This window comes from Micromonospora sp. C51 (assembly GCF_018070435.1).
Lineage (GTDB): Bacteria > Actinomycetota > Actinomycetes > Mycobacteriales > Micromonosporaceae > Micromonospora > Micromonospora sediminimaris.
The window spans coordinates 153,610-179,745 of the sequence record NZ_JAGPXQ010000003.1 but is presented as its reverse complement, the minus strand read 5'-3'; the positions used below and the strand labels follow the sequence as shown (position 1 = coordinate 179,745).

General features: G+C 70.9%; 22 protein-coding genes and 1 riboswitch. Of the genes, 12 read left to right on the top strand and 10 right to left on the bottom strand.

The genetic code is table 11. The annotated features are described in order from the left end of the window. Positions 1–89: 89 nt before the first annotated feature. The 3 genes from KBX50_RS06120 (at position 90) to KBX50_RS06110 (ending at position 3,144) form a co-directional block, all read left to right on the top strand. The gene (locus KBX50_RS06120; RefSeq protein WP_210935373.1) at positions 90–638 is read left to right on the top strand and encodes a hypothetical protein; all 549 of its coding nucleotides are present in this window, start codon (positions 90–92) and stop codon (positions 636–638) included. 227 nt (positions 639–865) lie between these two features. Further along, complete coding sequence (locus KBX50_RS06115; RefSeq protein WP_210935371.1) at positions 866–1,624, top strand: hypothetical protein; 759 nt, start codon at positions 866–868, stop codon at positions 1,622–1,624. A 278-nt stretch (positions 1,625–1,902) separates the two neighbouring features. After that, positions 1,903–2,043: riboswitch (cyclic di-AMP (ydaO/yuaA leader) on the top strand. A gap of 237 nt (positions 2,044–2,280) precedes the next feature. After that, on the top strand, positions 2,281–3,144 hold the full coding sequence (locus KBX50_RS06110; RefSeq protein ID WP_210935369.1) for a C39 family peptidase: 864 nt from the start codon (positions 2,281–2,283) through the stop codon (positions 3,142–3,144). Between the two features lie 141 nt (positions 3,145–3,285). On the opposite strand, the gene KBX50_RS06105 is transcribed toward KBX50_RS06110, so the two are convergent. Next, positions 3,286–3,450 (bottom strand): DUF397 domain-containing protein, encoded by a 165-nt coding sequence (locus KBX50_RS06105; protein WP_307870872.1) that lies wholly within the window; start codon positions 3,448–3,450, stop codon positions 3,286–3,288. Between the two features lie 275 nt (positions 3,451–3,725). Between KBX50_RS06105 and KBX50_RS06100 the strand changes: the two genes are divergently transcribed. Continuing rightward, positions 3,726–4,535: a class I SAM-dependent methyltransferase gene (locus KBX50_RS06100; RefSeq protein ID WP_210935367.1), complete on the top strand. Its 810-nt coding sequence runs from the start codon at positions 3,726–3,728 to the stop codon at positions 4,533–4,535. Between the two features lie 40 nt (positions 4,536–4,575). Beyond that, positions 4,576–4,911 carry a DUF952 domain-containing protein gene (locus KBX50_RS06095; RefSeq protein WP_210935365.1) on the top strand — a complete coding sequence of 112 codons (336 nt, stop codon included), beginning with the start codon at positions 4,576–4,578 and terminating at the stop codon, positions 4,909–4,911. Positions 4,912–4,991: 80 nt separating this feature from the next. Here the strand turns inward: KBX50_RS06095 and KBX50_RS06090 are convergent, their stop codons facing one another. Beyond that, a complete protein-coding gene (locus KBX50_RS06090) occupies positions 4,992–5,642 on the bottom strand; it encodes a DUF4360 domain-containing protein (protein ID WP_247673193.1) in 651 nt (216 codons plus the stop codon). A gap of 462 nt (positions 5,643–6,104) precedes the next feature. Here KBX50_RS06090 and KBX50_RS06085 point away from each other — a divergent pair, with 462 nt between their 5' ends. Then, positions 6,105–6,752, top strand: coding sequence for a DUF4360 domain-containing protein (locus KBX50_RS06085; protein WP_210935363.1), 648 nt, complete (start codon positions 6,105–6,107; stop codon positions 6,750–6,752). Positions 6,753–6,945: 193 nt separating this feature from the next. On the opposite strand, the gene KBX50_RS06080 is transcribed toward KBX50_RS06085, so the two are convergent. From KBX50_RS06080 to KBX50_RS06065, 4 genes are all read right to left on the bottom strand, one after another. Next, positions 6,946–8,643, bottom strand: a complete 1,698-nt coding sequence (locus KBX50_RS06080) for a CDP-glycerol glycerophosphotransferase family protein (protein WP_210935361.1) — start codon at positions 8,641–8,643, stop codon at positions 6,946–6,948. A gap of 36 nt (positions 8,644–8,679) precedes the next feature. Further along, positions 8,680–10,185 carry a bifunctional cytidylyltransferase/SDR family oxidoreductase gene (locus tag KBX50_RS06075; RefSeq protein ID WP_210935360.1) on the bottom strand — a complete coding sequence of 502 codons (1,506 nt, stop codon included), beginning with the start codon at positions 10,183–10,185 and terminating at the stop codon, positions 8,680–8,682. Positions 10,186–10,356: 171 nt separating this feature from the next. Beyond that, positions 10,357–11,157 carry an ABC transporter ATP-binding protein gene (locus KBX50_RS06070; RefSeq protein ID WP_210935359.1) on the bottom strand — a complete coding sequence of 267 codons (801 nt, stop codon included), beginning with the start codon at positions 11,155–11,157 and terminating at the stop codon, positions 10,357–10,359. A 7-nt stretch (positions 11,158–11,164) separates the two neighbouring features. After that, entirely contained in the window at positions 11,165–12,061 is an 897-nt protein-coding gene (locus KBX50_RS06065; protein ID WP_210935358.1) for an ABC transporter permease, read from the bottom strand. A 180-nt stretch (positions 12,062–12,241) separates the two neighbouring features. Here KBX50_RS06065 and KBX50_RS06060 point away from each other — a divergent pair, with 180 nt between their 5' ends. From KBX50_RS06060 to KBX50_RS06050, 3 genes are all read left to right on the top strand, one after another. Next, positions 12,242–12,868 (top strand): TetR/AcrR family transcriptional regulator, encoded by a 627-nt coding sequence (locus KBX50_RS06060; protein ID WP_210935357.1) that lies wholly within the window; start codon positions 12,242–12,244, stop codon positions 12,866–12,868. Between the two features lie 136 nt (positions 12,869–13,004). Then, positions 13,005–14,114 (top strand): DegT/DnrJ/EryC1/StrS aminotransferase family protein, encoded by a 1,110-nt coding sequence (locus KBX50_RS06055; protein WP_210935356.1) that lies wholly within the window; start codon positions 13,005–13,007, stop codon positions 14,112–14,114. After that, entirely contained in the window at positions 14,111–15,145 is a 1,035-nt protein-coding gene (locus KBX50_RS06050) for a Gfo/Idh/MocA family protein (RefSeq protein ID WP_210935354.1), read from the top strand. The genes KBX50_RS06055 and KBX50_RS06050 overlap by 4 nt, the downstream gene beginning before the upstream one ends. A gap of 70 nt (positions 15,146–15,215) precedes the next feature. Here KBX50_RS06050 and KBX50_RS06045 read toward each other — a convergent pair whose 3' ends face one another. Beyond that, the gene (locus tag KBX50_RS06045; RefSeq protein WP_210935352.1) at positions 15,216–17,366 is read right to left on the bottom strand and encodes a glycosyltransferase; all 2,151 of its coding nucleotides are present in this window, start codon (positions 17,364–17,366) and stop codon (positions 15,216–15,218) included. Further along, positions 17,363–18,733: a glycosyltransferase gene (locus tag KBX50_RS06040; RefSeq protein WP_247673192.1), complete on the bottom strand. Its 1,371-nt coding sequence runs from the start codon at positions 18,731–18,733 to the stop codon at positions 17,363–17,365. The genes KBX50_RS06045 and KBX50_RS06040 overlap by 4 nt, the downstream gene beginning before the upstream one ends. A 381-nt stretch (positions 18,734–19,114) precedes the next feature. Here KBX50_RS06040 and KBX50_RS06035 point away from each other — a divergent pair, with 381 nt between their 5' ends. Continuing rightward, complete coding sequence (locus KBX50_RS06035; protein ID WP_210935349.1) at positions 19,115–20,959, top strand: hypothetical protein; 1,845 nt, start codon at positions 19,115–19,117, stop codon at positions 20,957–20,959. Between the two features lie 22 nt (positions 20,960–20,981). Here the strand turns inward: KBX50_RS06035 and KBX50_RS06030 are convergent, their stop codons facing one another. Further along, positions 20,982–22,142 carry a hypothetical protein gene (locus KBX50_RS06030; RefSeq protein WP_247673191.1) on the bottom strand — a complete coding sequence of 387 codons (1,161 nt, stop codon included), beginning with the start codon at positions 22,140–22,142 and terminating at the stop codon, positions 20,982–20,984. Positions 22,143–22,527: 385 nt separating this feature from the next. On the opposite strand from KBX50_RS06030, the gene KBX50_RS06025 reads away from it, so the two are divergent. Further along, positions 22,528–24,090 carry a glycosyltransferase gene (locus KBX50_RS06025; RefSeq protein ID WP_210935600.1) on the top strand — a complete coding sequence of 521 codons (1,563 nt, stop codon included), beginning with the start codon at positions 22,528–22,530 and terminating at the stop codon, positions 24,088–24,090. Positions 24,091–24,094: 4 nt separating this feature from the next. After that, positions 24,095–25,378 carry a nucleotide sugar dehydrogenase gene (locus tag KBX50_RS06020; protein WP_210935348.1) on the top strand — a complete coding sequence of 428 codons (1,284 nt, stop codon included), beginning with the start codon at positions 24,095–24,097 and terminating at the stop codon, positions 25,376–25,378. 55 nt (positions 25,379–25,433) lie between these two features. On the opposite strand, the gene KBX50_RS06015 is transcribed toward KBX50_RS06020, so the two are convergent. Next, positions 25,434–25,973 (bottom strand): acyltransferase, encoded by a 540-nt coding sequence (locus tag KBX50_RS06015; RefSeq protein ID WP_210935347.1) that lies wholly within the window; start codon positions 25,971–25,973, stop codon positions 25,434–25,436. Positions 25,974–26,136 lie beyond the last annotated feature (163 nt).

Genomic DNA, 26,136 nt, shown 5'->3' with positions numbered 1-26,136 from the left:
GCGTATCGACGCGTCCGGCGACGCGCCGGGCGGTTCGACACGCCCGGTGGCTGGTGCGTCCGGAGCGGTCGTGGCGGTAGCGTGACGAGGTGATCGCCGCCGCGCCCGCCCGTCCTTTGTGGTGGTTGGCGCGCTGGGCCGCGCGGCTGCTGACCGGGCTCGCGGTCGCCGCCGCCTTCACCCTCGGCGCCTGGGCCCTGCCCGGCCATCCGGCTCCCACCGATTGGCCCGCCACCCCGGCGCCGCTGGCCGAGACCGCCGTGGCACCGGCATCCACGGGCCCGGCCGTGCCCCTGGGGCTGGCCGCACCCCTCGACCCGGCCGCCACTCTCGATCTGGTCGCCGCTCTTGATCTGGCCGCGCCCCTCGATCTGGCCGCATCCCTCGACCTGGTTGGCCTGGCGACGCCTGCTGCACGGTGGGTCGGTGACGCAGCAGGCCCGGCCGGAGCATGCGCGTCGCCGACCAGGTGGGGTGCCGACGATCCCGCCGACCCGGCGGGGGCGTCCGCGACGCAGCCGCCGACCTGTGGTCGGCCCGGGTTGACGGTGCTCGGCAGCGTCGCTGCGAGCGTCACACGGTTGCCGGTGGCCCCGGTCGGGGGCGTCCGGGCCGCCCGCGCCCCACCGCACGCCTGACCCCGGCGACACCGCCCGCTTGATCCCCGGCGACCTTCCGTCGCGTCCGCACCGCTCGGGGCCGCACTCGCGCCGAGCCCCTGCCAACCCGTTGCCGCCAGCCGCGCCGTCGGTGCTCCCCAGCACGAGGGGCACCGCCCGCACGAACCGCGACCGCGCCGCGACGCCATCCGCGATCCGCTGCCGGTACGGCCACCGTCGCCGTACCGATTTCCCGAGGTGCCGACATGGAGAAGACAGTTCTCTACCAGTTCCTGATCGAGGTGCCACGCGCCGCCGCCATCTGGTCGGTCCTGCTCGTGCTCGCGTTGGGCGTACTCACCGTGCTTGTCGCCCGCCCGGAGCCGGCCGGGCCGGTGGAGAGACCCGCCGACGAGGACGCGGCCCGTGCCGCGATGGAGGAGGCCGACCTGCGCCGATACGCGGGCGAGGTGGCGGTCGCGGCAGCCGGCGCCGGGCAGAACGCCGAGCGACGGCGTACGGCATGGCGGGTGGCGCAGACGGATCTGGACCGCGCCTGGGCCGCGTACGACCGGGCGGAGGCCGCCGCCCGCCGGCTGGCCGGCGTCGCCGGACTGCCGACCCCGCGCACCCCCCGAACCCCGGCCGAGTACGCGGCCCGCGAGCGCTGGCTGCGCCGGGCCGCGATGGCCGCCCACTGGCGGGGCGACCTGACCGCCCGCCAACTCAGCGATGTGCTTGCGGGCCGGTCCGGCTGGGATGCCCGGCGTCATCCGGCCGAGCAGGAGGTGGTCCTCGCCCGGGTGGTGCGTGACAAGCGCCTGGCGGCCTATCGATCGGCCGCCGAGCGGGAGCGGGACCTGTGGCGGGCGGCGGAGCTGGCCTCCGAGGCGGCCCGCGCCCTCTCCGCCGAGGCGTACGCGGCTGCCGAGCGGCTCCGACCGAACCGGTTGCCCGTCTCCGGTCGGGCCACCGTCGGGCGGCGCGACCTTGTCCCGCGCTGGCGTCCGGCTCGGCTCGGCTGAAATTCCGTGAGCTGGGTCACATTAGCCGGAAATTCGGTCACTGTTCGTAGGTGAGGCGATTACCGCAGCAATCTCCGTTGAGATTGTCCACCACCCGTCCGGTTGTTACCCGAAGATGCCCGGAATGCCGTCGGTCCCATTGAGCGACGCCAGTTCTCCGGTACCCGAAAATTGCCGCATCGGATCATGTTTAAGCAGGTCAGGGTGGGTTGGCTTCGAGGTGACCGGCCAGTAGTGTCAGCGCGTCCGGTGCGGTAACCGATCGCAGGAAGCGACGCCGTGCCGACCCGCTCAATCGTGATCTCACGAACCGGGGACCCACTGCACCACTGGGGTGAATCCGCGAGCCTCGGCTCGCGGTAGGGCGTCTTCCCGCCCGAATCCGTCAGCTAACCCGGTAGGCGGTGACGGAAGGAGTACCAACCCTCGTGCAGTCCGATGTGATCCCCCTGTTCCCCCGCCTCCACGGCACCGCGGTGCCCGTGCTCGCTGGCCCGACCGCCGCGAGCTGACCCCGGTCATCGTCACCGCCCGGGCCTGTCCGGGCGTACCCCTTGAACGGCCTGTCCCGCTCACCCGGGCGGTCGTCGGCGCCCTGCTGCCGACCCGACCGCCGGTGCCGGTGTGCCGTTCTCCCCTCAGTCCGTGGAGGAACCGTGAAGCACACCCTTTCCCGCCGGCTCCGCCGGCTGGTCAGCGAACGCCCTTACCAACTCGTTGCCGGATCCGCCGTGGCCCTCGTACTGGCCACTGGTACCGGAGCTGTCCTCGCCGGCACCGGGAACACCCCGGCACCCACGCAGGCCACCACCGCCGCCGCCGAACTGCGCAGCGACACGGTGGTCGCGCCGAGTCAGGCGGAGGCCGCGCCGACGACCGCCGCACCCAGCAGCGCGGCACCCAGCAGCGCCGCGCCGGCCAGTGCCGCGCCGGCCAGCGCCGCCGCCTCGCCGTCACCGAAGGCCACCGCGGACCCGGACCTGGCCAGCAAGAAGGCGGCACCGAAGCCGCCGGCCTCGAAGGTTCTGGACTACGACCACGAGGCCCAGATCAACGGCTACTACTGCGGTCCCGCCGCGGTGCGTAACGCGCTGAGCGCCGCCGGTGTCGCGCGTAGCCAGGACGCCCTGGCCAGCCAGCTCGGCACCACGTTCGCCGGCACCAACTCGGCCGAGGACACCACCCGCGTCCTCAATGCCGTCGTCAAGGGCGACCCGTACGAGACCACGATGATCCGTGGCGGTGCGGCCACCCCGGCCCAGATGGACCAGCTCCAGGCGGACGTCGTCGCCGCCGTCACCGACGGGCGGGGCGTCGTGGTGAACGTCGCCGGTTCCGTCACCGACACCGACGGCCGCTGGCACTCGTTCCCGGGGGGCCACTACATCGCCGTGGTCGGCTACAAGGACTCCGGCCGGCTGGTGAGGATCGCCGACTCGGCCGACGCCTCGTACCCGTCGTACTGGCTCAGCACCATCGATCTGGCCAACTGGGCCGCCACCCGCGGCTACTCGGCCTGATCGCATCGTCCCGCTGCACCCGGAAGCCCTCGGCCCGCTGGCCGAGGGCTTCCGTTTCGGGTACGTCAAGCGGCGGGTCATGCTGTGTCGTCAGGCCGACGGCGCTCGGGTTGCATCAGGCGTGCGGGCGGTGTTGCGTCGTCAGGCGTGCGTGCGGTGCTGCTTCGCCAGGCCGACGAAGCTCGCCCAGGCCGCCGGGGTGAAGGCCAGCGTGGCGGTGTCGCGGTTCTTGGTGTCGCGGACCAACACGATGCCGGGCCGGGTGGCCAGCGCCATGAGGTGGTGCACCTGCCCGACCTCTACCACCTCAAACCCCACGACGCCCCCACCCCGCCACCCTCTTCACCCGCTTCATAGCCTGGACCCGCTGCCGACCCGCCTAACGACCCCGCCGCCACCGCCCCGATCGCCACACCACGAGATCTTGGACATTTTCCGTTTTTCGCTAACGGATTTTGTCCAAGATCTCGGTGAATCGACCCCGGCGGGGGCGGCGGGCGGGGGAGGACGCGGGGCGGGTGGGGCGATGCGACGATCAGGGGTGACGTCGGCCTCGACGTTTACACATGTGCGGGGGAGTCATGGGGGAGCAGGAGCCGTACGCGGGGCTGGCCACGACGTTCGACACGGCCGCCGAGCTGTACGAGCGGGCCCGACCGGGCTATCCGGAGCCATTGTTCGTCGACCTGGCCGCGACGACGGGCCTGGTGACCGGGCCGGCCAGGGTGCTGGAGATCGGCACGGGCACCGGCCAGGCCACCCTCGGTCTGCTGGCGCGCGGCTGGCAGGTGGTCACCCTGGAACCGGGACGGGAACTGGCCTCGGTGGCGCGCCGCGTGCTCGCCGGTCGCGGGGACGTACGCGTCGTGGTGTCGCCCTTCGAGCGGTGGGAAGCCGGCGACCTCGCGCCGTTCGACCTCGTCTTCGCTGCCACGTCGTGGCACTGGCTGGTTCCGGAGGTCGCCTACCGCCGCGCCGCCGAACTGCTGCACCCCGGGGGTCACCTGGCGATCGTGGCCACCGAGCACGTGTCACCACCCGGCGGCGACGACTTCTTCCGGCAGGTCGAGCGGATCTACGACGAGGTCGGCATGGGTGACGGGCAGGGCGGCCCTAAATTACCGGAGGCGATCGCGGCCCCTGACGTGGCGGCGATGGCGGGCAGCGGCTTCTTCGCCCGCCCGACCGTGCACCGCTACGTCTGGAGCCGCGACTACACCGCCGAGGAGTACCTGACCCTGCTCGCCACGTACTCCGGTCATATCGCCGCCGCGCCCTGGCAGCGGCGGACCCTCTTCGACGGGATCCGGGAGATGATCGCCGCGCGCCCGGCCGGGACGGTACGCAAGCACTACCTGAACACCCTCCAGATCGCCGTACGCCTCGACTGACGGCGCACCCCGCTGCGTGCCGGTCTGGCAGCATGGCGACGTGCTGATCTACAAGATCCTGCTGCCGGGCGAATGGGCCGAGTTCCAGGCTGCGGGCCGGTTCGAGGGCTCACCGTTCGACCGGGACAGCGGCTACATCCACTGCTCGTCGCGATCCCAACTGGCCGCGACGGCGGCACGGGTCTTCGGCGATCAGCCGCAGCTTGTCGTCGTCGCGCTCGACGCGTCCCTGCTCGGTGGCGCGCTGCGGTGGGAGGACGCCCCGAACGGCGGGCCGTTCCCACACGTCTACGCGGCCCTGCCGGCGGCAGCGATTCGCGGGGTCCACGAGGTCGCGGGTGCGGTCCGGGTGGACGAGGCGGTTCCCCTGGCGTAGCCGACGGCGGGCGCGGGGCGGGTCGTGCACCCGCGTCCGCCGCCGGCTTGTTCGGCCTCGTGGCGAAGCCGGTCAGGGGATCAGCACCGTTCCCATTTCAGGTTGAACAGGGTGTCGACGTCGCCCTCGGTCGTCGTCATGGACATGCTGACGTTCGATCCGGCGGTGCCTGGGTCCACTCTCAACTCGGTGTTGACGTTGAGCACCCGCTGTTGTCCGCAGGGCGTGTAGACCAGCACGGGGGCGACGTCCGAGGTGCCCCAGAAGCCGTTGTAGGGACCGGTGAAGGTCGCGTCGGTGCGGCTGGTCTCGGACGAGCCCTGCCAGTAGTAGGTCGTGCGCTGGCGACCGGTCGCGCCGGTGGGGATGCGGGCCCGGCCCCGGTAGTCGGCGGCGGCGACGGCGATGGTCCAGCCGGCCGGCACGTTGACGAGCACACCTAGCTGGCAGTTCTTCCGGCTGTCGGTGACGTCGACGCCCCGGCCCGCGGTGGCGACGAAGTCGTAGTACCGGATCCGGAAGCCGGTGTTGTCGGGATGGGCCACCACCCGGGCGGTGCCGGGGGAGCAACCGGAGCCGTTGGCAGCCACCACCTCGACGGTGATCTCGCTGTCCGGTACAGCGGTGGCAGCGGATGGAGCGGCGTGGGCCGGTGCGGACAGGGACAACGCGAGAACCGTGCCGAGTACGGCGAAGATTCCGTTTCTCGCGCCGACGAGGTTCTTTGTCATTCCGTTCCTCTCGGATGCAGTTGATGTTCACCGAATTCAACGCGTGTTTCTTCGCCGAACGGCCATGAGGCGCTTCGCGTGCCGGCCCGTTGTGGGAGGCGGTGAGTAGCACTCGGTTGGCGTTCTGCGAGAGGATGCTAGCGACGGGTGACGACCGCCGCAAGCATCAGTCTCCGTCTATATGATCCAATGCCGCCTGATGCTTGATCGGAATTGCCAGGCACGGAGATCCACCTCTATAACTGTTGCTGCATAAGGGCTATGCGCCTGATCGACGGGCGGTCTGGGCCCAGGTTTCGGGCGATCTCCACCCTGTGGGACGCGGCAAACCCGCCGGACTAAGCCGAATAAGATTCGGCTCGACATCCGTTGTCGACAAATTGAAATTACGTTGACAGTCATCTATGTCTGTACGTAGCTTGTTCCGCATGTGGCGTCGTTTCCTGTACCGGAGGAGGATTCATGCGTAAACTGCTGACGCGGGGCGGCGTGGTGCTTGCGCTACTCGCTTCATCGTTGACCGTGGGGGCGCCGGCGTCCGCTAAGGGAGTCATGGATGATCCGCCCACCGACAAGGTCGTGATCGACCTTGTCGCGATGGCGGGCTCCGGATGCCGGCCGGGCACTGCCGATGTCGCGGTCTCCCCGGACAACACCGCCTTCACCACCATCTACAGCGACTACCTGGTCCAGGCGGGCCCGGGCATCCCGGTCACCGACGGGCGCAGGAACTGCCAGCTCAACGTGCTGGTCCACGCCCCGGCCGGCTACACCTTCGCGATCGTCAAGGTGGACTACCGCGGGTACGGGCTGCTCAACCCGGGCGCCATCGCCTCGGCGCGGGCGAACTACTACTTCCAGGGCATGACGCAGAGCACCTTCAGCAACCACCCGATCTCCGCCCCGCTCGACGACAACTGGATGGTGACCGACGAGGTGCCGATCGCCTCCGTGGTCTGGCACCCCTGCGGCGAGCTGCGCAACCTGAACATCAACACCGAGCTGCGGCTGAGCCGGGGCAGGTCCACGGACACGAACTTCCTCACGATGGACTCGACCGACGGCAGCATCCAGACGATGTACCACCTCGCCTGGCAGCCCTGCCCGTGACCTGACGCGGCCTACGCCTCAGGAGGGTGGTCGGCGTCGCCGGCCACCCTCACCGGGTGCCCGGGGCGTGGCGGACCGCACCGCACCGGATGATCCGGCGCGACCGCGCCGCACCGGCTGGCGCGCCGCCCCGCACCGGGTGATCCGACGGGCCGCGCCGCACCGGCTGGCGGGCCGTGCCGCACCGGTGATCTCAGGTGGCGGAGGTGGAGGGGGCGGCGACCGCGGTGCGTTGCGCCGGTGCGGTCCAGGCCGGGTCCAGTTCGCGTCGGGCGGCGGCCAGGAAGACCTCGGCATACGAGTCGGCGGGGAAGTCGCCCAGGTAGCGGGTGCGGGTGGCCCAGCGCGCCTCGGCGAGCGGATCGGTGTCGAGCAGCCGGGTCAGCACGTCGTCCAGGTCGGCCATGTCCCGGCGCAGCACGTAGCCGGCGGTGGCCAGCGGGAAGCGTTCGACGAACCGGTCGCCGTCGGTGCCCATGTCGGTGACGGCGTACGGCTTGCCCGAGTAGAGCCAGTCGGAGAGCACCCCGGAGACGTCGGAGACCAGCACGTCCGCGCGGTTGACGCAGTCGGTCAGGGTGAGTCTGCTCGCCGCGGCGCCGTAGAGGTGCGCCCGGCCGGTGCGGGCCCGGTCGGCGGCGAGCAGGTCGTGCAGCCGCGCCAGTTGGCGGGACGAGGCCGGGTTCTGCGCGGTGTAGGGGTGGGCCCGCAGGATGACCGTGGCCCCCCGGTCCAACAGGCGCCGTAGCAGGGGCTCCGCCACCGGCAGCGAGCAGTAGTCGGCGTCGGCGTTGTGCCCGGTCCAGGTGGGGGTGTAGAGCACCGTCGGGTTCGCCAGGCCCGGCGTCGGCCGGGAACGCACCTCGATCGCCTCGACCTGGGGACGGCCGACCACCACGAACTTCTCGGCGGGGATGTCGATGCCGGCCCGTGCGTACCGGTCGATGGCCGCCTCACCGGCGACGAAGATCCGGTCGAAGATCGCCGAGACCGGGTTGGCGCTGGGCGCCTTGTCGCTGTCACCGTGATGCAGCTGCACGTGGGTGAGCTGGGTGAACCTGATGCAGTGACTGTTCTTCGCGCCGTGGTTGACGTAGAACGCCACCCGCAGGCTCGGCACCAGCACCTCGTCCATGCTCCGGGTGGTGGGGCAGTAGACCACCGGGGCGGTGGTGGCCGCCGCGACGGTGGCCAGGAACTCCGGCTCCCGCACCATCACCACGAAGGGCCGGCCGATCCGTTCCAGGTACGGCAGCCACATGGTGACCTGGTACTCGGAGCCGGGCGGGGCGGAGAAGTGCAGGACGAACTCGGGCTGGTGCCGGCGCAGCGCCCGGGCCACCGCCGACCCGGTTGGGGACGGCCGGAACCGACGCCGGGCCAGGTCGAGGGCGACGGCCGCGGCGGCACCCCCCACCAGCAGCGTCGCCGCCAGGGCCACGGCCGCGGGCAGCCCCGCCAGCGCGGCCAGGGCCAGCAGACCGAGCAGTACGGCCACGGCGTCGCCGAGCACCCCCGCGACCTGCGGCACCCAGGCGCGTACCGGAAGGTTGGCGGCGCGGATCTCCAGGTTCCCGGCCTGGCGCAGCGGACCGGTGAGCAGGACCAGACCCAGCAGGACCAGGGCGGTCGCGGCCAGGGCCGGGTCGAAACCGGCGTCGAGTTGGCGGGCGTAGCCGATCAGCATCCCGGCCGCGATCAGCGCGGTCTCCGCGACGTTGTCGGCACCGGGCCGCACCCGACGCTCCCAGACCGTGGCGACGAGCGCCGCCACGGCCAGGCAGAGCCCCCAGGCGGTCGCGCCGGTGAGCGCGACCACCAGGAACGCCAGGACCGCGCCACCGGTGGCCACGCCCCGTGCGGTCAACTTCCGGACCAGCTCACCACGCATCTCGGTGTCGCTTTCGCGGTCGTGTGGTCGGACGGGTCAGCCGACGGCAGCGGCGCTGGCCGCCCGGTCGGTCTGGGCGGGCACGGCGACGGCGACCGGTGCCTCACCCGGCGGCCGGCGGACGTCGATCACCTGACCGGTGAGATCCGAGATCAGCACGTCCAGCGACGACTGGGCGACGGTCTCGGCGGCGAGCAGCGTGTGCTCCGGTTCCGCGCCGAAGGCCTTCGTCCGCATCGGGGTGGCGGTCCGCTCCGGGTTGATGACGTTGACCCGTACGCCGAACTCCGCCCACTCGTCCGCGAGCGCCTGGGTCAGGTTGACCAGGGCGGCCTTGGTGGCCGAGTAGAGCGCGTAGTCGGCCCGCCCCCGGGTGTACGAGCTGGAGGTGTAGAGCAGCAGCTGGCCCTTGGTCTGCTGGAGGTAGGGCAGGGCCTGCCGGGCGACGGTGACCGGGCCGACGAAGTTGACCTGGAGCACCCGGTCGATGGTCTCCTGGTCCATCTCGGCCAGCGCGCCCTTCTCCAGGATTCCGGCGGTGACCACGACGTGGTCGATCCGGCCGGTGGCCTCGAAGGCGGTCCGCAGCGCGGCCTCGACGTCCTCGGGGCGCTCCACGTGGGTGCCGGTGCTGGAGCGGCTGAACGGGAAGACCTGGGCACCGTAGCGACGGGCCAGCTCGGTCAGGTCGTGACCGATGCCGTAGCTGCCGCCGAAGACGACGATGGTGCGGCCGGAGACCTCCTCGCTGTACGCGCGGTGGTCGGTCAGCCGCGGCACCTTGGCGGCGGCCAGCTGGAACAGCTTGTCGGCCAGGTGCACGTCGACCGGGTGGGTGACCTTGATGTTCTCGTCGGAGCCGTCGATCACCTTGATCGGGGTCTCCGGAAGGTAACGCAGCACCACTCCGCAGTCGTCGGTGGCGGCGAAGTTGGGGTCACCCTCGGCCCGACGGTACGCCTCCCGGATGGTGCCGGAGCGGAACGCCTGCGGGGTCTGCCCCCGGCGCAGCGTGGCGCGTACGGGGATGTCGGTGATGCACTCGTTCTCGTCGACCTGGATGATCGTGTCGGCCGACGGGATGGCCACGTCCACGGCCGAGTAGGTCCACAGCGCGTTCACGCACTCCCGGACGATCCGGCCGCTGAGCAGCGGGCGCACCGCGTCGTGGAAGAGGATGTTGCAGTCGCCCTCACCGACCGCGTCCAGCGCGACGCGGGTGGTGTCGTTGCGGGTGTCGCCGCCCTCGATGACCTTGGTGACCTTGCGGAAGCCGGCCTTGTCGACGATCTTCTGCGCCTCGGCGACGTGCCCGGTGGCCATCAGGACGATGATCTCGTCGATCTCGGGCGCGGCCTCGAAGACGGCCAGCGTGTGCTCGATGATCGGCTTGCCGGCGATCTTGAGCAGCTGTTTGGGAATGCCCAGACCCAGCCGGGTGCCGGTGCCGCCGGCCAGCACCACCGCCACCGTCCGTGAGGGTCGCCACGGCGTCCGGTCCTCCGACGTGGTACCCGGATCGGTGGTCTGGTCCTGCGTCATTGCCGGTCCTCGCTCTCGGGGGTGCATGACTGTGGGGAGTAGGTGAACGGAAGGTTCCGCCGACGCGGCGACGGAGTGAACCATAACGCGCGGGCCGCGTCGTCCCAACGGGACAACGCGGCCCAAGATCTTGGGCACGCTCGGCGACGTCGCCGCTCGTTCACCCAGACTCTACTTGCCGTTCGTAAATGCCTCGTAAGCCGCCAGCACCTCGCGAGTCGGGCCGTCCATCCGGATCTCGCCGGATTCCAGCCAAATGGTCCGTTCGCAGGTGTCCCGTACGGAGGAGAGCTGGTGGCTGACCAGGAAGACTGTGCCGGCGCTCTCCCGCAGCTCCCGCACCCGCTGCTCGCTGCGCTTGCGGAACGCCTTGTCGCCGGTGGCGAGGGCCTCGTCGATCAGCAGCACATCGTGCTGCTTCGCGGCGGCGATGGAGAAGCGCAGCCGGGCCGACATGCCGGAGGAGTAGGTGCGCATCGGCAGCGAGGCGAAGTCACCCCGCTGGTTGATGCCGGAGAATTCGATGATCTCCGGGAGCTTGCGCCGCACCTCGGCCGGTGACATGCCCATGGCCAGGCAGCCGATAGTGACGTTGCGCTCGCCCGGCAGGTCGTTGAGCAGGGCGGCGTTCACGCCCAGCAGTGAAGGCTGCCCCTGGGTGTAGACGGCCCCCCGCTCCACCGGCAGCAGTCCGGCGATGGCCCGCAGCAGGGTCGACTTGCCGGAGCCGTTGGTGCCGATCAGCCCGATGGCCTCGCCCCGGTACGCGGTGAACGAGACCCCGCGTACCGCGTGCACCTCCCGGACGTTCGGTGTGTTGGTGCGGGTGACCAACCGCTTGAAGGCGGCCACCGGGCTGGTGTTGCCGGCGGAACCCCGGTACACCCGGTAGACGACGTGCGCGTCGTCCACCACCACGGTGGGGATCCGCTCCTGGATTCGGGGGAGGGTCACCGTCACATCATTGGACATTTCAAGGTTAACCACGGCCGTACTCCTGTTCGCCGCGCCAGAAGTAGAGGTAGCCGCCGAGCCCCGCGACGACCGCCCAACCGAGCGCGATCAGCCAGGTCAGCGGCAGCGAGTCGTTGAGCAGGTGGGTGTTCTCCAGCAGGGAGATGCGGGCCAGCTCGATGTAGACAAGCATCGGGTTGAACTGCACGATGCCCGTGGCCCAGCCGGGCAGGTTATCGGCGAACAGGGTGACGCTGTAGAGCACGCCGGAGCCGTACATCCAGGCCCGCAGGATGAACGGCATGACCTGCTTCAGGTCGGTGGCCTTGGCGCCCAGCCGGGCCATCGCCATGGTCAACCCGGCGTTGAAGACCGTCTGGAGCAGCACCGCCGGCACCAGCATCAGCCACATCAGGGTGATCGGCTCACCGGTGGCGACCACGATGATCAACAGCACCACGATCGAGCCGAGCAGTTGCTGGAACTGGGTGGCGGTGATGGCCAGCGGCAGGCAGGCCCGGGGGAAGTGCAGAGCGCGGATCAGGCCGAGGTTGCCGCTGATCGCCTGGGTGCCCAGCTGCAGGCTGACCTGGGTGAAGTTGAAGATGAACACCCCGGTGGTCAGGTAGGCGATGAAGTTGTCCATGCCCCGGCTCTGTTCGAGCACCACACCGAAGATCAGGAAGTAGACCGCGGCGTTGCTCAGCGGGGTGAGCACCTGCCACAGCTGCCCGAGTCGGGCGTTGCTGAACGAGGCGGTCAGCTTCGCGTGGGCGTACGCGGAGATGAAGTGCCGGTAGCGCCACAGTTGGCCGCTGTAGGCGCCGATCGTAGGCCGTTCGCCGGCCACCCGTAGCCCGTGTCGGGCGGCCAGCTGAGCTGGGGTGAGGCCGGAGTCGGGGTCGGCCAGCAGGTTGGCCATGGGGATGGGCGCTCCGATCTGTCGTGCCGGCGTTATGTCTCGCGATGAGTGAATCTAGCGTGGGTCAGTGCGGGAGCGCCGCCCCCGGTCGCTGGCTGGACAGTAGTCCGAAATACGTCGGGACGCAACCGTAGCGTCGTTGCGCTACGCTGTGCTTGTGACAGTCGAGAAGAGTCCCAGGTGACGGCCGAGAAGCGGCGCGCGCCGGCCGGTGCGGCGGTGCTCCGGGGTGAGATCACCTCGGCCATCCGTCGGGCCCTCATGCAGGAACTCGCCGCGGTCGGATACGGCCGGCTCTCCATCGAGGCGGTGGCCCGCCGGGCCGGGGTCAGCAAGACCGCGATCTACCGCCGCTGGAACTCGAAGCTCGACCTGGTGCTGGACGTGGTCTCGGCCGTCGCGAGCCGGAAGCTGCCGATGCTGGACACCGGAACCCTCGACGGTGACGTCCGGCTGCTGCTGCTGGTCGTCAGTGGGGCGCTGGGCCACCCGGTGGCGTCGCAGATCATCCCCGACCTGCTCGCCGAGGCGGCGCGCAACCCGCAGATCGCCGGGACCCTGCAGAGCGCGCTGAAGGACTACCAGGACCGGATTGGCAAGATCGTTATCGGGCGGGCGGTGGAGCGTGGTGAGCTGCCCAGCGGTGCCGACCCGCGGACCGCGGCCGACCTGATCGTCGGGCCGATCTACTGGCGGATGGCCATCGCCCGGTTGCCGATGGACCCAGCCGAACTGGACCGGATGGCGCGGGCTGCCGTGGCTGCCCTGCGGGTGGCCTGCGCCGTGCCGGAGGCCGATCTGGCCTGAGCTGCGCGGCGTTCGCCCACCGAATCGTGAACGCCGGCTGGACGCCCCGTGAACGGCTTTCTCATCTTCCGTGTCCAACGGACTAGTATCGCACCCCGAGCTTGCGAACAGTCCGGCAACGGGAGGGGATCTTTTCATGACTGGGCAGCGCCCGGCCTTCATACCGCCAGCCCGCCCGATCATCGGCGAAGCCGAGATCGAGGCGGCTGTCAGGGTGTTGCGCAGCGGCAAGGTGGTACAGGGACCCGAGGTAGCCGCGTTCGAGCAGGAGTTCGGCGAACTCGTCGCCGGCCGACACTGCGTCGCCGTCAACTCCGGCACCTCGGCCCTCCAGTTGACCCTGCTGGCGCTCGGCGTCGGCCCGGGCGACGAGGTCATCGTGCCGTCGTTCTCCTTCGCGGCCAGCGCCAACGCGGTGCGGCTGGTCGGCGCCGAGCCGATCTTCGTGGACATCGAGCCGGGTAGCTTCTGTCTCGACCCGGAGGCGGTCGCCGCCGCGGTCACCACGCGGACCGTCGCCATCATGCCCGTCCACCTGTACGGCCACCCCGCCGCGATGGACCGGATCATGGCGGTCGCGCAGCGGCACAGCCTGGCCGTCGTCGAGGACGCCGCCCAGGCCCACGGTGCCAGCCTGCACGGCACCCCGGTCGGGGCGTTCGGCACCGCCGGTTGCTTCAGCTTCTATCCCACCAAGAACATGCACTCCCTGGAGGGAGGCATGATCAGCACTGCGGACGCCGGGCTCGCCCGTACCTTGCGGCTGCTGCGCAACCAGGGCATGGAGCAGCGGTACGCGAACGAGATCGTCGGGGCCAACATGCGGATGACCGACGTGGCCGCGGCCATCGGCCGGGTGCAGTTGACCCAGCTCGGCGAGTGGACCGAGCAGCGCCGGGCCAACGCCAAGTACCTCGACTCGAACATCACCGGCATGGTGACCCCGCCGGTGGCGGACGCCGCCCGGCACGTGTACCACCAGTACACCGTCCGGGCCCGGGGCGACCGGGACGCCGCCCAGGCGCGCCTGCACGAGTTGGGCATCGGCAACGCCGTCTACTACCCGACCCCGATCCACCGGCTCAAGCCGTACCTGGACAAGGACGGCCAGCCCGGCCCCTGGGAACTGCCGGAGACCGAGCGGGCCGCCGCCGAGGTGATCTCGCTGCCGGTGCACCCCTCGCTGAGCCCCGACGACCTTGAGCGGATCGTCGAAGCCGCCAACCTCGCCGGTGGTGCCCGATGAGCGCGCGGCAGGGCGGCAAGCTGCGCGCCGGCCTGATCGGCCTCGGCGCGATGGGGCGCAACCACGCCCGCGTACTGTCCGGTCTGGACGGGGTCGAGCTGGTCGGGATCGTCGACCCGGCCGGTGACCAGAGCGGCCTGCTCCGGGCACCGGTCCTGCCCGATCTCAGCGAGCTGCTGGCGCTGGGCATCGACTACGCGGTGATCGCCTGCCCGACCGCGCTGCACGAGCAGGTCGGGCTCGAACTCGCCGCGCACGGGGTGCCCGCGCTGATCGAGAAGCCGATCGCGCAGTCCGTCGAGGCGGCGACCCGCCTCGTCGAGGCGTTCGAGAGCCGTGGGCTGGTGGCTGGGGTCGGCCACATCGAGCGGTACAACCCGGCCCTGCAAAACCTGCGCATCCGCCTGGAAGCGGGCGAGCTGGGCGAGGTCTACCAGGTGGTGACCCGACGGCAGGGCCCGTTCCCGCACCGGATCGCCGATGTCGGCGTGGTGATGGACCTGGCCACCCACGACATCGACCTGACCAGCTGGGTGACCGGCCAGGAGTACGTCTCGGTGTCGGCCCGGACGGTCTCCCGCAGCGGCCGGCTGCACGAGGACATGGTCGCGGTCGTCGGCCAGCTCTCCGACGGCACGATGGTCAACCACCTGGTCAACTGGCTCAGCCCGCTCAAGGAGCGGTCCACAGTCATCACCGGTGACCGGGGATGCTTCGTCGCCGACACGCTCACCGCCGACCTGACCTTCTACGCCAACGGCGCGATCGGCACCGAGTGGGAGGCGCTGCGGGCCTTCCGCGGCGTGGCCGAGGGCGACATGGTCCGCTACGCCATTCCGAAGCGCGAGCCGCTGCTTGTCGAACACGAGCGCTTCCGGGACGCGGTCGAGGGCAAGGAGAGCGACATCGTCACCCTCCGGCAAGGGCTGCGCACGGTGCGGGTCGCCGCGGGGCTGTTGGCGTCGGCCACCGACGGCACGGTGGTCGCGGTGGCGCCGGACCACCACGAGGAGACCGCCGCCGCCCACTAGCCGGTCCGACCGACGACACCGGGGCCGTTCCGCTGACGCGGAACGGCCCCGGAAACGGTTGCCCGGTATGTCAGTGCGTGGCCGCCGGTGGCTCCAACACCAGCCGGTCGAAGTCCTTGTGCGTGACGGACCAGTCCCACTCGCCGAGCACGTGCGAGGCCGCCGCCCGGCCCGCCTCGCGCCAGGTCTCCTCGGACGCGGTGACGTCCAGGATCCGCTGCGCCGCCTCCGCCGGAGTGGAGACCACCCAGTCGCTGGGGAAGAGGGTGCGGGCACCGTGTGCCCGGCCGGCGAAGAACGGCCAGTCCCGCACCACCGGCACGGCGCCACTGGCGGCGCCCTCGACCAGTCCGCAGTGGAAGCTCTCCCGTACCGAGGTGCTGAGGATGACCCCGACGTCGGTCAGGGCCCCCGGCACGTCCTCCGTCCGGCCGGTGCGTACCACGGCACCGGTGGGCTCCAGTTCGGCGAGGTCCGCGGCCAACTCCGCCGCGTACCTCGCCACCCCCGGGCCGAGCGAGGTACGCAACTCGTCACCGATCAGCTTCAACCGGTACCGGTCGTCGCGGCGGCGCAACTCGCGGAGCACCTCCAAAGCCCAGCGTGGGTCCTTGGCCACCGCGCTGAGCCCGACCAGGCCGAGCATGAAGCGGGCCTCCGCCGACGACTTCGGCAGCACGTGCCGGTGCAGGTCCATGGCGTTGGCGATCACATGGGTCCGCGGACCCTCCGGCGCGCGTAGCCGGGGCACCGCCGCCAGCGCCAGATCGCGCAGGTGTTCGGAGACGAAGACGAGGTCGTCCACCCGGGACCAGTCGGTCAGGTGCGGCCACCAGGTGAACGCCTCGAAGCTGTGCAACCGGATGATCACCCGGGCCGACCCCGGATCGATCATGGTGAGCATCGCGGCGGCCAGGTTGCACCAGTCGACGAAGATGGTGTCCGCCCAGGCGACGTCGGCACCCCACGCCTCCTGGACCCTCCGGGCGTGCTCGGAGCTGCCGGCGAGCCGGTGTCGCGTCAGACGCATCCGCCCGTTGCCGAGCACCGGGCGGATCGACTCCTCCACCAGGTTCAACCGGCGGACCTCCACGCCGGGCGTCGCCTCGTAGCGATCGAGGATCGGCCCGATGAAGTTGTCGTTGATCCCGGTGAAGAAGAGCATCCGGTGTGGACGGTCGGCGGGCGGGAACTCCGCCGGCGTACGGCGGCCCTGCGGAGTGGCCAGGGCCTTGCCGACCTCGCTCTTCAACAGCGGTGCGAGAAAGCCCGCCGGATCCGCGGCCAGCGGCGAGGCGAGCCCGTCGAAGTGCAGGTTCCGGTGGAACATCAGGTCGAAGGCGCGTACCACGTGCTCCGCGGCCTGGCCCGTCCGGCGCTTCTTCAGGTGGCCTTCGGCCATCTGGAGCTGTCCCTTGACCACCGTCTTCAGGTGCTCGGGCAACTGGCCCTGCTTGAGCTCCGCCTCGACCATCGGGCTGAGCACCTGACCCTTCGCCGCGACGCTGCGCATCCGGCGCTGAGCGGCGAGCGCCAGCCGGTTCGCGCTGTCCCGGTGCCCGGCCCGGCGCATGCTGCGGTTCACCCGCCGGGCGGCCACGCCCCGCAGGCGTTCCGGTACACCGGGAGCGGTCACCGCCTGATGCCAGAACCAACGCACCGGGGCAAGCTGCATGGCCCTCTTGCCGGTGCTCAGGTCGAAAACCCGTTTCGCCAGGTCGATGGTCTGACTGCGGGTGGTGCTGGTCAGCACCGTGGGCGAGGGACCGATGGTGCTCAGCCGATGCCGGCGGTACCGCGCCGGGTCGATCGACCGCCTCTGCACCGCCTGCAACGCCGGAGCGATGCCGTGGACCGCATCGGCCCGCCGGTGCCGCTGCGCCAGCTGCCAGACCGTGTGCAGGGCCTTGACGTCCAGGGCGACCAGCACGTCGGCCCGCTTGGCGTGCCGACGGATCCACGGGTCACGCTGGGCACGCAGCCACGGACGCCGGGCCGGGTTGGCCCGCTTGAGCATCCGGCCGAACCGCGGCCCCAGCTGCGCTGCCGTGGGTAGTTGGTGCACCTCGGCCAGCTCGGTCACCGCCGGGATCTTCTCCACCGGGTCGAAGGTGGTGGCGATGCGTACGGTGACGCCCAGGGTCTGGAACTGCGTCAGCGCATCGGTGAGCACCGCCACCCGGGCGGGGACGGCGCCCAGCACTACCAGGACCTCGATCATGACCCACCTTCTCGGGCAAGAGCGGGAGCGCCGGCAGTGGCATCGGGCGCGGTGCCGGCCGGCCCGCCAACGCCCAGCACCAACTCGGTGACCTCACGGACGGCAGGGATGAGCTGCTCCTCACGGGCGTACTGTCGCGCATCGACCCGCGCCTTGTCCCGTTCGGCCACGTCGGCGTTGCGGGCCAGGTCGGCGGCCCGCCGGAAGGCGCCGGCCAGCGCGTCCGGTTCAAGCCCGACCGCCCCGGTCCAGAGCGGGTACGTGGACAGCAGGGTGGACGCGTCGTGCTCCGCCTCGTGGGCCGAGACCACGGGAAGCCCGGTTGCCATGTACTCGTAGACCTTGCCGGAGGTCATGTACTTGCCGCCGGTCACCATCAGCACGACGACGTCCCAGCGGGAGTAGAAATTCACCACCTCGGCCTTGGGCACCGATCCGCCGACCACCACCCCGTCGGCGGCGGCCGCCTTGAGCAACTCGGCGTGGCGGTTGTCGCCCCGCGCCCACCCGGAGCCGATGTGACCCCTCACCTCGAACGTGGCGTCGGTAAGCGCCGGGTCCGCCGTGCGGGCCTTCCGCCACCCCTGTAGCACCGCTTCGAGCAGTGGCACCGGCAGATTCAGCGCCCCGAGGTAGCCGAAGGCCAGCGGCCGGTCGGCGGGGGCGGGAACCGACTCGGCCGGGATGCTGGCCGCGTCGTAGCCGTTGCGCACGATCCGCATCTTGTGGGCCAGGTCCGGATAGCGCTCCCGGTACCAGCGGGAGATCGGCTCGTTGACGTTCCAGATCGTCACGGCGTCAGTGAGCAGCTTGGTCTCCCACCGGCCGGAGACCGAATCCCGGGGGAACGCCTCCCCGCCGTTGATCACATCGACCGACCAGCCGTCCCGGAAGTCCACCACGTACGGGACCCGGTGGGTCTCCCACAGCTTCCAGGTGGCGGCCAGGTTCACGTACGGGACGCAGGTGGTCACCAGCAGCTCCGCCGGCCGCTCGCGGTGGAGTTGGAGCACCGCCTCCTCCAGCGCGGGCCGCCAGCCGCCAAACACCGGCTCGGGGAAGACCTTCAGGTGTTGCTCGCGCAGTTCGGTCAGGTAGTCGTTGTGGTCCAGGGCACGTCGCTCGGTGTAGGCCCGGACGTCCGTCTCCAGGTCCTCCCGGAACAGCGGCAGCTTCACCACCCGGACGCGGGGATCCACCCCCGCGACCAGCGTGTGGTCGAGGCCGTAATCGCGCTCCCAGGCCTCATCCGCGATGGTGACGACGGTGACGTCCCAGCCCGCGGCGGCGAACTGATTGGCCGTCGCCCGCATCCGGTAGGTGGAGCTCTTGGCCGCCGGCGGAAAACCGATCGCGAGGTAGATCATGTGCGGCCGGGATCCGGGCCGGCGCGTCCGGGAACGTTTCCACGAGTCCCAGAGAGGTCGCCGCTTGTTCATTTGTTCCGTTCCTGGGGAGGTGGGAAGATTCCGCGCGGGTACCCGTAGATACCCTCCTCGCTACCCGGTCGGATGGCGGCAGCCGCAGGACGTCTGCGGAGCGGGACCATGCCGGGGAGGACCTTTCGTCGGAGGTACGCCGTACCTCGTCGGTAGGCGGGACGCGGCTTCTGGTGCGCGACGCCGGGCGGGGCCGTCGCGGACAGGGTGCTGACCCTACAATAACGCCGGCCCGAGCGTCCGTCGTCTCGGCCGCCGTCCGATCCGTCCGGTGGCCGACCCGGTCGCCGTGGAAGGTTGCGCCAGATCATGACCACTCCCGACACCCGCGACCGCGAGCCCGTCCGCACCGGGAGCGCCCGAACAGCGGAGAGCGCCGCCGGCACGCCGCGCACCGAGCCGGCGACCGTCGCTGGACGCCGCGGTACCACCCGGCGTTGGCCGGTCGACGTGCTGGCCGCCGTGGTGTTCCTGGCCGGCGCAGTCTGGGTCACCGGCCGAGGGTGGATCGACCCCGACGGCCGGCTGCTCGGCAGCCGCCCCGACGACCAGGGCTTCAACGAGTGGATGCTGGCGTACGCGGCACACGCGGTCAGCCACCTGGAAAACCCGTTCTTCACCACGCTGCAGAACGCCCCGAACGGGGTCAACCTGGTGGCCAACGTCGGGCTGCAACTGCCCGGGCTGCTGCTCAGCCCGGTCACTCTGCTCTTCGGCGCGCCGGTCGCCTACCTGCTGTTCATCACCCTGAACCTGGCCGGTACCGGCTACGCCTGGTACCACGTCCTCTCCCGACACATCGTCGACTCCCGGGCGGCGGCCTTCCTGGGCGGCCTGTTCTGCGCGTTCGCCCCGGCGCTTGTCTCACACAGCAACGGCCATCCGCACATCACGGCGCAGTGGCTGGTGCCGTTCATCGTCTGGCGGCTGGTCGCGCTCTCCCGGGGCGGGCACGTGGTCCGCGACGGTCTGGTGCTCGGCGCGCTGGTGACCGCGCAGTTCTTCGTCAGCCTGGAGATCCTCTTCCTCACCGCGCTCGGCTGTCTGATGCTGGTCCTGGCGTACCTCGCCGTCCGGCCGAGGGACGCGGTGCGCCGCGGGCGGGCGCTGCTGCCGGGCCTGGCGATCACCGCCGTGCTGGTGGCGGCCGTGGCCGCGTACCCGCTCTGGATGTACTTCGCCGGCCCGCAACACCGCAGCGGCCATCCCGGCACCCCCGACATGTACGCCCTGAAGCTCGGCTCGTTCGCCCGGTTCGCCACCGAGTCCGTCGCCGGCGGCCCGACCAGTGCCGTGGGCTGGGCGCCGAACACCACGGAACAGGCGAGTTTCTACGGCTGGCCGATGCTGTTGCTCGCTCTCGGCGCGATGTGCTGGCTGCGGCGTGAGGCCGTCGCGGTGGTGCTCGGTGCGGTCGGACTGGTGTCGGCGCTGCTGTCGATCGGCACCACCTGGACCGTCGGCACCCGCCGTACCGACATGCCGGCCCCGTTCGCGCTCGTGCAGCACCTACCGGCGTTCGACTCCGTGGTGGTGGCCCGGTTCGCACTGATCACCACGGTGGCGCTCGGCGTACTGCTGGCGGTGGCCGCCGACCGGCTCGCCGCCCGCCAGGGCCGGCCGTTCGGCCGGCTCGCCCACGGAGCTGGTGCGGTGGCGGTGGCCGTCGCGCTGCTGCCGATGCTGCCGACGCCGCTGCCGGCCCGAGGCCGGCCGCCGGTGCCGGACTTCGTCACCAGCGGCGCGTGGCGTGATCACGTCGCGCCGGGCCGCACGCTGGTGCCGGTGCCGGTCACCTGGATGACCTCGGTGTACTGGGGTTCGGCCGCGCTGACTGGCTTCGCCGTCCCGGAAGGTTACTTTCTCGGACCGGTCTCCGCGACGGACACCACCGGCCGCTGGGGGGTGGAACCCCAGCCCACCGCGGCCCTGCTCACCGCCGTGTCGAAGGGCGACCGGGACACCGCGGTCGGCCCGGCCGAGATCACCCAGGCGCGCGCCGACGTCCGTTACTGGAAGGCGGACGCGGTGGTGCTGCCCGACCGGGGCGCTCGCCGCCACGATGCGCTGAAGACAGTGCTCGACGCCCTGTACGGCCCGGGGCAGCGGATCGACGACGTCTGGCTGTGGGACGTGCGGCTGTTCACCCGATGAGCGCCGCGCCCCGGCCCCCGGGTCAGGGCGACCACGGCCAGATCAGCAGCAGGTAGCCGCCGAAGTAGGTGGAGAAGGCGACCACCGCCACGAGCACGGTGGTTGCCCGCGCCCAGCCGGCCAGGGCCAGCGCCACGGCCGCCGGCAGCAGCAGCGGGAAGGCCGGCAGCAGGAACCGAGCCTTGGACTGGTAGTAGCCGGCCGTGCCCAGTGTGGTGGCCACGAGCAGCCCGCTGTAGATCAGCAGTTGCCACGGCTGTCGGTCGAGCACGCTCAGTACGAGGAACATCAGTGCCAGCAGGGCCACCAGGCTCACCACGAACAGTTGCGGCGGGGCCGTCTGCGCCAGCGCCTCACGGCCCCGGCTCACGGTGTAGAAGCCGAAGTCGAAGGTGCTGCCCCAGCCGGCGGACTGGATGTGGAACCAGCCGTCCGGGCGCCCGACCTCGCTACCCACCCAGGCCAGGTAACCGAGCCAGCCGGCGGGGGCGAGCAGCGCGGCGACCCAGGGACGCCAGCTGTCCCGACGTCGGATGATCGCCATCAGCGCGGCCAGCCCCACCACCGGTATCAACGAGGACGCGGACGGGCGGGTCAGGCCGGCGAAGAGGCAGAGCAGGCCGGCGGTGATCCAGTGGCCGCGCAGCAACGCGTAGAGCGTCCAGGCGGCGAGGGCGGTGAACAGGGTCTCGCTGTACGCCATCGACTCGACGACGGCGTGCGGCACTGCCGCCCAGAGTGCGGCGAGCAGTACGCCGCTGCGCCGGTCGTGCAGGTACGCGCCGATCGCGAACAGCCCCCAGGCGGCGGCCAGGCCAGCCAGCCAGGCCACGATCAGCCCCGCGTCACGGGTGCTGAGCGGGGAGATCCGGTCCAGCGCGGCGGTCAGCCCGGGGTAGAGCGGGAAGAAGGCCATGTTGGACTGCGTCTTCTCGTACCCGTCGTAGCCGTGCTGGGCGATCGCGAGGTACCAGACTCCGTCCGACTTCGCCAGGGACTCGCTCGGCGAGACGCCGACGCGATCGGCCCAGACGGCGAGGACCGCCACGCCGACCAGGCGGATCAGCGCGTAGGCGGCGAGCCCGGGCAGGGCGTACCGGGCGGCGTCCCGTAGTCGTCGGGCCCGACCGGGCCGCGCCGGTGCGGCCACGGCCGCCGGTTGCTGCTGGCGCTCTGCCGTCACCACCCCCGATCAACCCGTCCGATCCGGGCCGCGGGGCGCTCGCTCGCCGCGTTCGATCCGGCGATCAGCCGGGCCGCAGGGTTCAGCCGCGCCGCAGGGTGGTGTGGGCATGAGTGCAATGGATGATCCCGTCCACGTCGAAAGGGGATGATCCGATAGATCCTTCGCAGTGCGGCCGGGCGGCGCGACACCGAAGCGAAACGGCCATCGGTCGTCGAACAGCATGGAGGTTAGCAACCGGCGCGAGAGGTCACGGACCGCCGACCGCCACGGGATTCGGGGCCGGGATACTGCCGTACACTCGCTCGGGTCCACGGGCGGGCGGTACCGGCGACGACGGAAACGGGCAACGATGGGAACTGACGACCTCGGTGGGAGTGGCCTGGTGAACGCACCGGACGTGACGGTCGTCGTCGCCGTCTACAACACCATGCCGTACGTGACCACCTGCCTGGAATCGCTTGTCGGGCAGAGCATCGGTCTGGAGCGGCTGGAAGTGGTCGCGGTGGACGACGGGTCGACCGACGGCAGCGGTGAGGAACTGGACCGCTTCGCCAAGCGCTACCCCGGCACCGTCACCGTGCTGCACCAGCCCAACTCGGGTGGCCCGGCGGGGCCGAGCAACCGGGCCCTGGACGTCGCGCAGGGACGGTACGTCTTCTTCATCGGCTCGGACGACCACCTCGGCCCGGAGGCGCTGGAACGGCTGGTGGACGCCGCCGACCGGTGGGGTTCGGACGTGGTGCTCGGCCGGATGGTCGGCACCAACAACCGCTACGTGCACCAGGCCATCTACGCCAGCACCGAGGAACAGGTCGACCTGTTCGACAGCGCACTGCCCTGGTCGATGTCGAACACCAAGCTGTTCCGGCGGGAGCTGATCGAGCGGTACGGCCTGCGGTTCCGCGAGGACATGCGGATGGGCAGCGACCAGCCCTTCACCCTGGAGGCCTGCGTACGCGCCGGGCGCATCTCGGTGCTCGCCGACTACGTCTACTACTACGCGGTCAAACGGGACAACGCGCAGAACATCACCTACGCGAGTCGGTTCGAGGAGCGGCTGCGCTGCGCCGAGGAGCTGATCAATTTCGTGGCCGGGCTGATCGAGCCCGGACCCCGGCGCGACGCCGTCCTGGTGCGGCACTTCAGCTGGGAGGTGGCCAAGCTGCTGCGGGCCGACTTCCTCGACCTCGACCCGTCGGTTCAGGAGCGTAGCCACCAGCGGATCCGCTGGCTGGCCGAGAGCTTCCTGACCGATGCCATCCGGGACCAACTCGCTCCCGACGTACGCCTGCGCCTGGTGGTCGCCCGGCACGGAAGCCTGGAGCAGCTACGCGGGTTGATCCGTCAGCAGAGCGAGAAGCTGCTGCCCGCGTTGACTGTCGACGGCGACCGCTGCTTCGCCGGCTACGTCGGCTTCCGCGACCCGGAACTGGACTTCCCGGACGAGTGGTACGACGTCACCGATCGGGCCGCCAAATCGGCGGTCAAGACCACCGTGACCGACCTCGCCTGGAGCCGCGACGCGGCAGGTGGGGTGACCCTCGTGATCACGGCGCACAACGCCTGGGCGCGGCTCGCCGACCTCAGCGGCGACGCGGTGCGGGTCAGCATCGGTGAGCAGCCGGCTGTCGTCTCGTTGCGCCCGGACGGTGGCGGTACTCTCCTACGTGCGGAATTCCCGGTGAAGCAGCTGCTCGCGGCGGGCGCACAACGGTGGAAGGCCGGCGCCAAGCTCAGCGTCTTCGGCGGGCTCAGCACGGTGCCGCTGCGGGCGAAGGGTCAGCTCACCGCACCGCGCCAGGCGATGTGGCGCGGGCTCCGGTTGCACCGCGTCACCGCCAACACGGACCGCAAACATCAGGTGCTCCTGACGCTCAAGCGCGTCCGGTACCGCCAGGTCGCCGCCACCCGTCTGGCCCGTCTGCGGCCCTCGAGAGGAAAGTAGTCCCATGAACATCTGCGTCGTCGCCCTCGGGAAGATCGGTCTGCCGCTGGCCGTGCAGTTCGCCTCGAAGGGACACCGGGTGGTCGGCGCCGACGTCTCCGAGCGGGTCGTCGAGCTGGTCAACGACGGGGCCGTACCGTTTCCGGGCGAGACGGACCTGGACGTCAAGCTCAAGGAGGTGGTGGCCGCCGGCCTGCTGTCGGCGACCACCGACACCACCGCCGCGGTGGCCGCCTCCGAGGCGGTCGTGGTGGTCGTGCCGCTCTTCGTCGACGCCGACGGCGTACCGGACTTCGGCTGGATGGACGACGCCACCCGGGCGATCGCCGCCGGTCTCAAGCCGGGCACCCTCGTCAGCTACGAGACCACCCTGCCGGTCGGCACCACCCGGGGCCGGTGGGCGCCCATGCTGGAGGCGGGTTCCGGGCTCACCGCCGGTACGGATTTCCACCTGGTCTTCAGCCCGGAGCGGGTGCTCACCGGCCGGGTCTTCGCCGACCTGCGCCGGTACCCGAAGCTGGTCGGCGGCATCGACGAGGCGTCCGGCGAGCACGGGGTGCGCTTCTACGAAGCGGTGCTGGACTTCGACGAGCGGCCCGACCTGAACCGCCCGAACGGCGTCTGGGACCTGGGCTCGGCCGAGGCGTCCGAGCTGGCCAAGCTGGCCGAGACGACGTACCGGGACGTCAACATCGGCCTGGCGAACCAGTTCGCCCGGTTCGCCGACACGGTGGGCGTCGACGTCATCAAGGTGATCGAGGCGTGCAACACCCAGCCGTACAGCCACATCCACTCGCCGGGCATCGCGGTCGGCGGGCACTGCATCCCGGTCTATCCACGGATGTACCTCTGGAACGACCCGGCGGCCACCGTGGTGCGCTCGGCCCGGGAGGCCAACGTCGCCATGCCGGAGTACGCCGTCGATCTGCTGGCCGCCGCCTACGGCGACCTGACCGGCGTCGGTGTGCTGGTGCTCGGTGCCGCCTATCGGGGCGGCGTGAAGGAGACCGCCTTCTCCGGTGTCTTCCCGACGGTGGAGGCGCTGCGTCGGCGGGGCGCGAAGCCGTACGTCAGCGACCCGATGTACACAAACGAGGAACTGGTGGCGCACGGCCTGCCGGGTTACCACGGTGAGCCGGTCAGCGCCGCCGTCATCCAGGCCGACCACGTCGAGTACCGGACCCTCAGCGCTGCCGATCTGCCCGGTGTGACGGTGCTTGTCGACGGACGACGGGTCACCGAAGCGGCCCGGTGGACGGGCATCCGTCGGGTGGTCATCGGGGGCTGAACGAGCCGTCTCCCGGGGCCCGGCGGTTACCGTTCGGGCCCCGGTCGTCACCGGGTCAGTGATCCCGTCGGGGCGGGTTGTCCAGGTCCCGCGAGACGACCTCGCCCCGCTCGTCGACCCAGCCCTTGGGCCGGGCCGGGTTGCCCGCGACCAGTTGGTAGGGCGCCACATCCCGGGTGACCACCGAACCGGCGGCGATCATCGCGTACTCGCCGACCTCGATGCCGCAGACCAGGGTGGCGTTCGCGCCGATCGAGGCGCCACGGCGCACCACCGTGGGAGTGATCTTCCAGTCCGGGTTCTGGGCGCGGGGACGGAAGTCATTGGTGAAGACCGCGCACGGGCCGACGAAAACCTCGTCCTCCAGGAGCACCCCCTGGTAGACGGAGACATTGTTCTGGATCTTCACGAGATCGCCGATCGTCACGCCCGCGTCGACATAGACGTTACGACCGATGACGCAGCCGGCGCCCACCCGGGCCGACGATCGGATGTGGGCCAGATGCCACACCTTGGTCCCGTCGCCGACCGTGGCCCCCTGCTCGACGTCGGCGGTGGGATGGACGAAGACGGAGGGGGAGCTCTTGTCAGTCAACCTACAGATCCCATCGGGTGTGCACGGTCTGGCGGAACTCGGCGCAGCATACCGGGCCGTGTGATGACCGGGCCCGCGCCCGACTCCGATTACGCTGCTTGCCGATCCGCTCGCAGCATCGGCCGAGCATGCGCCGCGAACGTGCCGAGCCGGACCCGCCCGT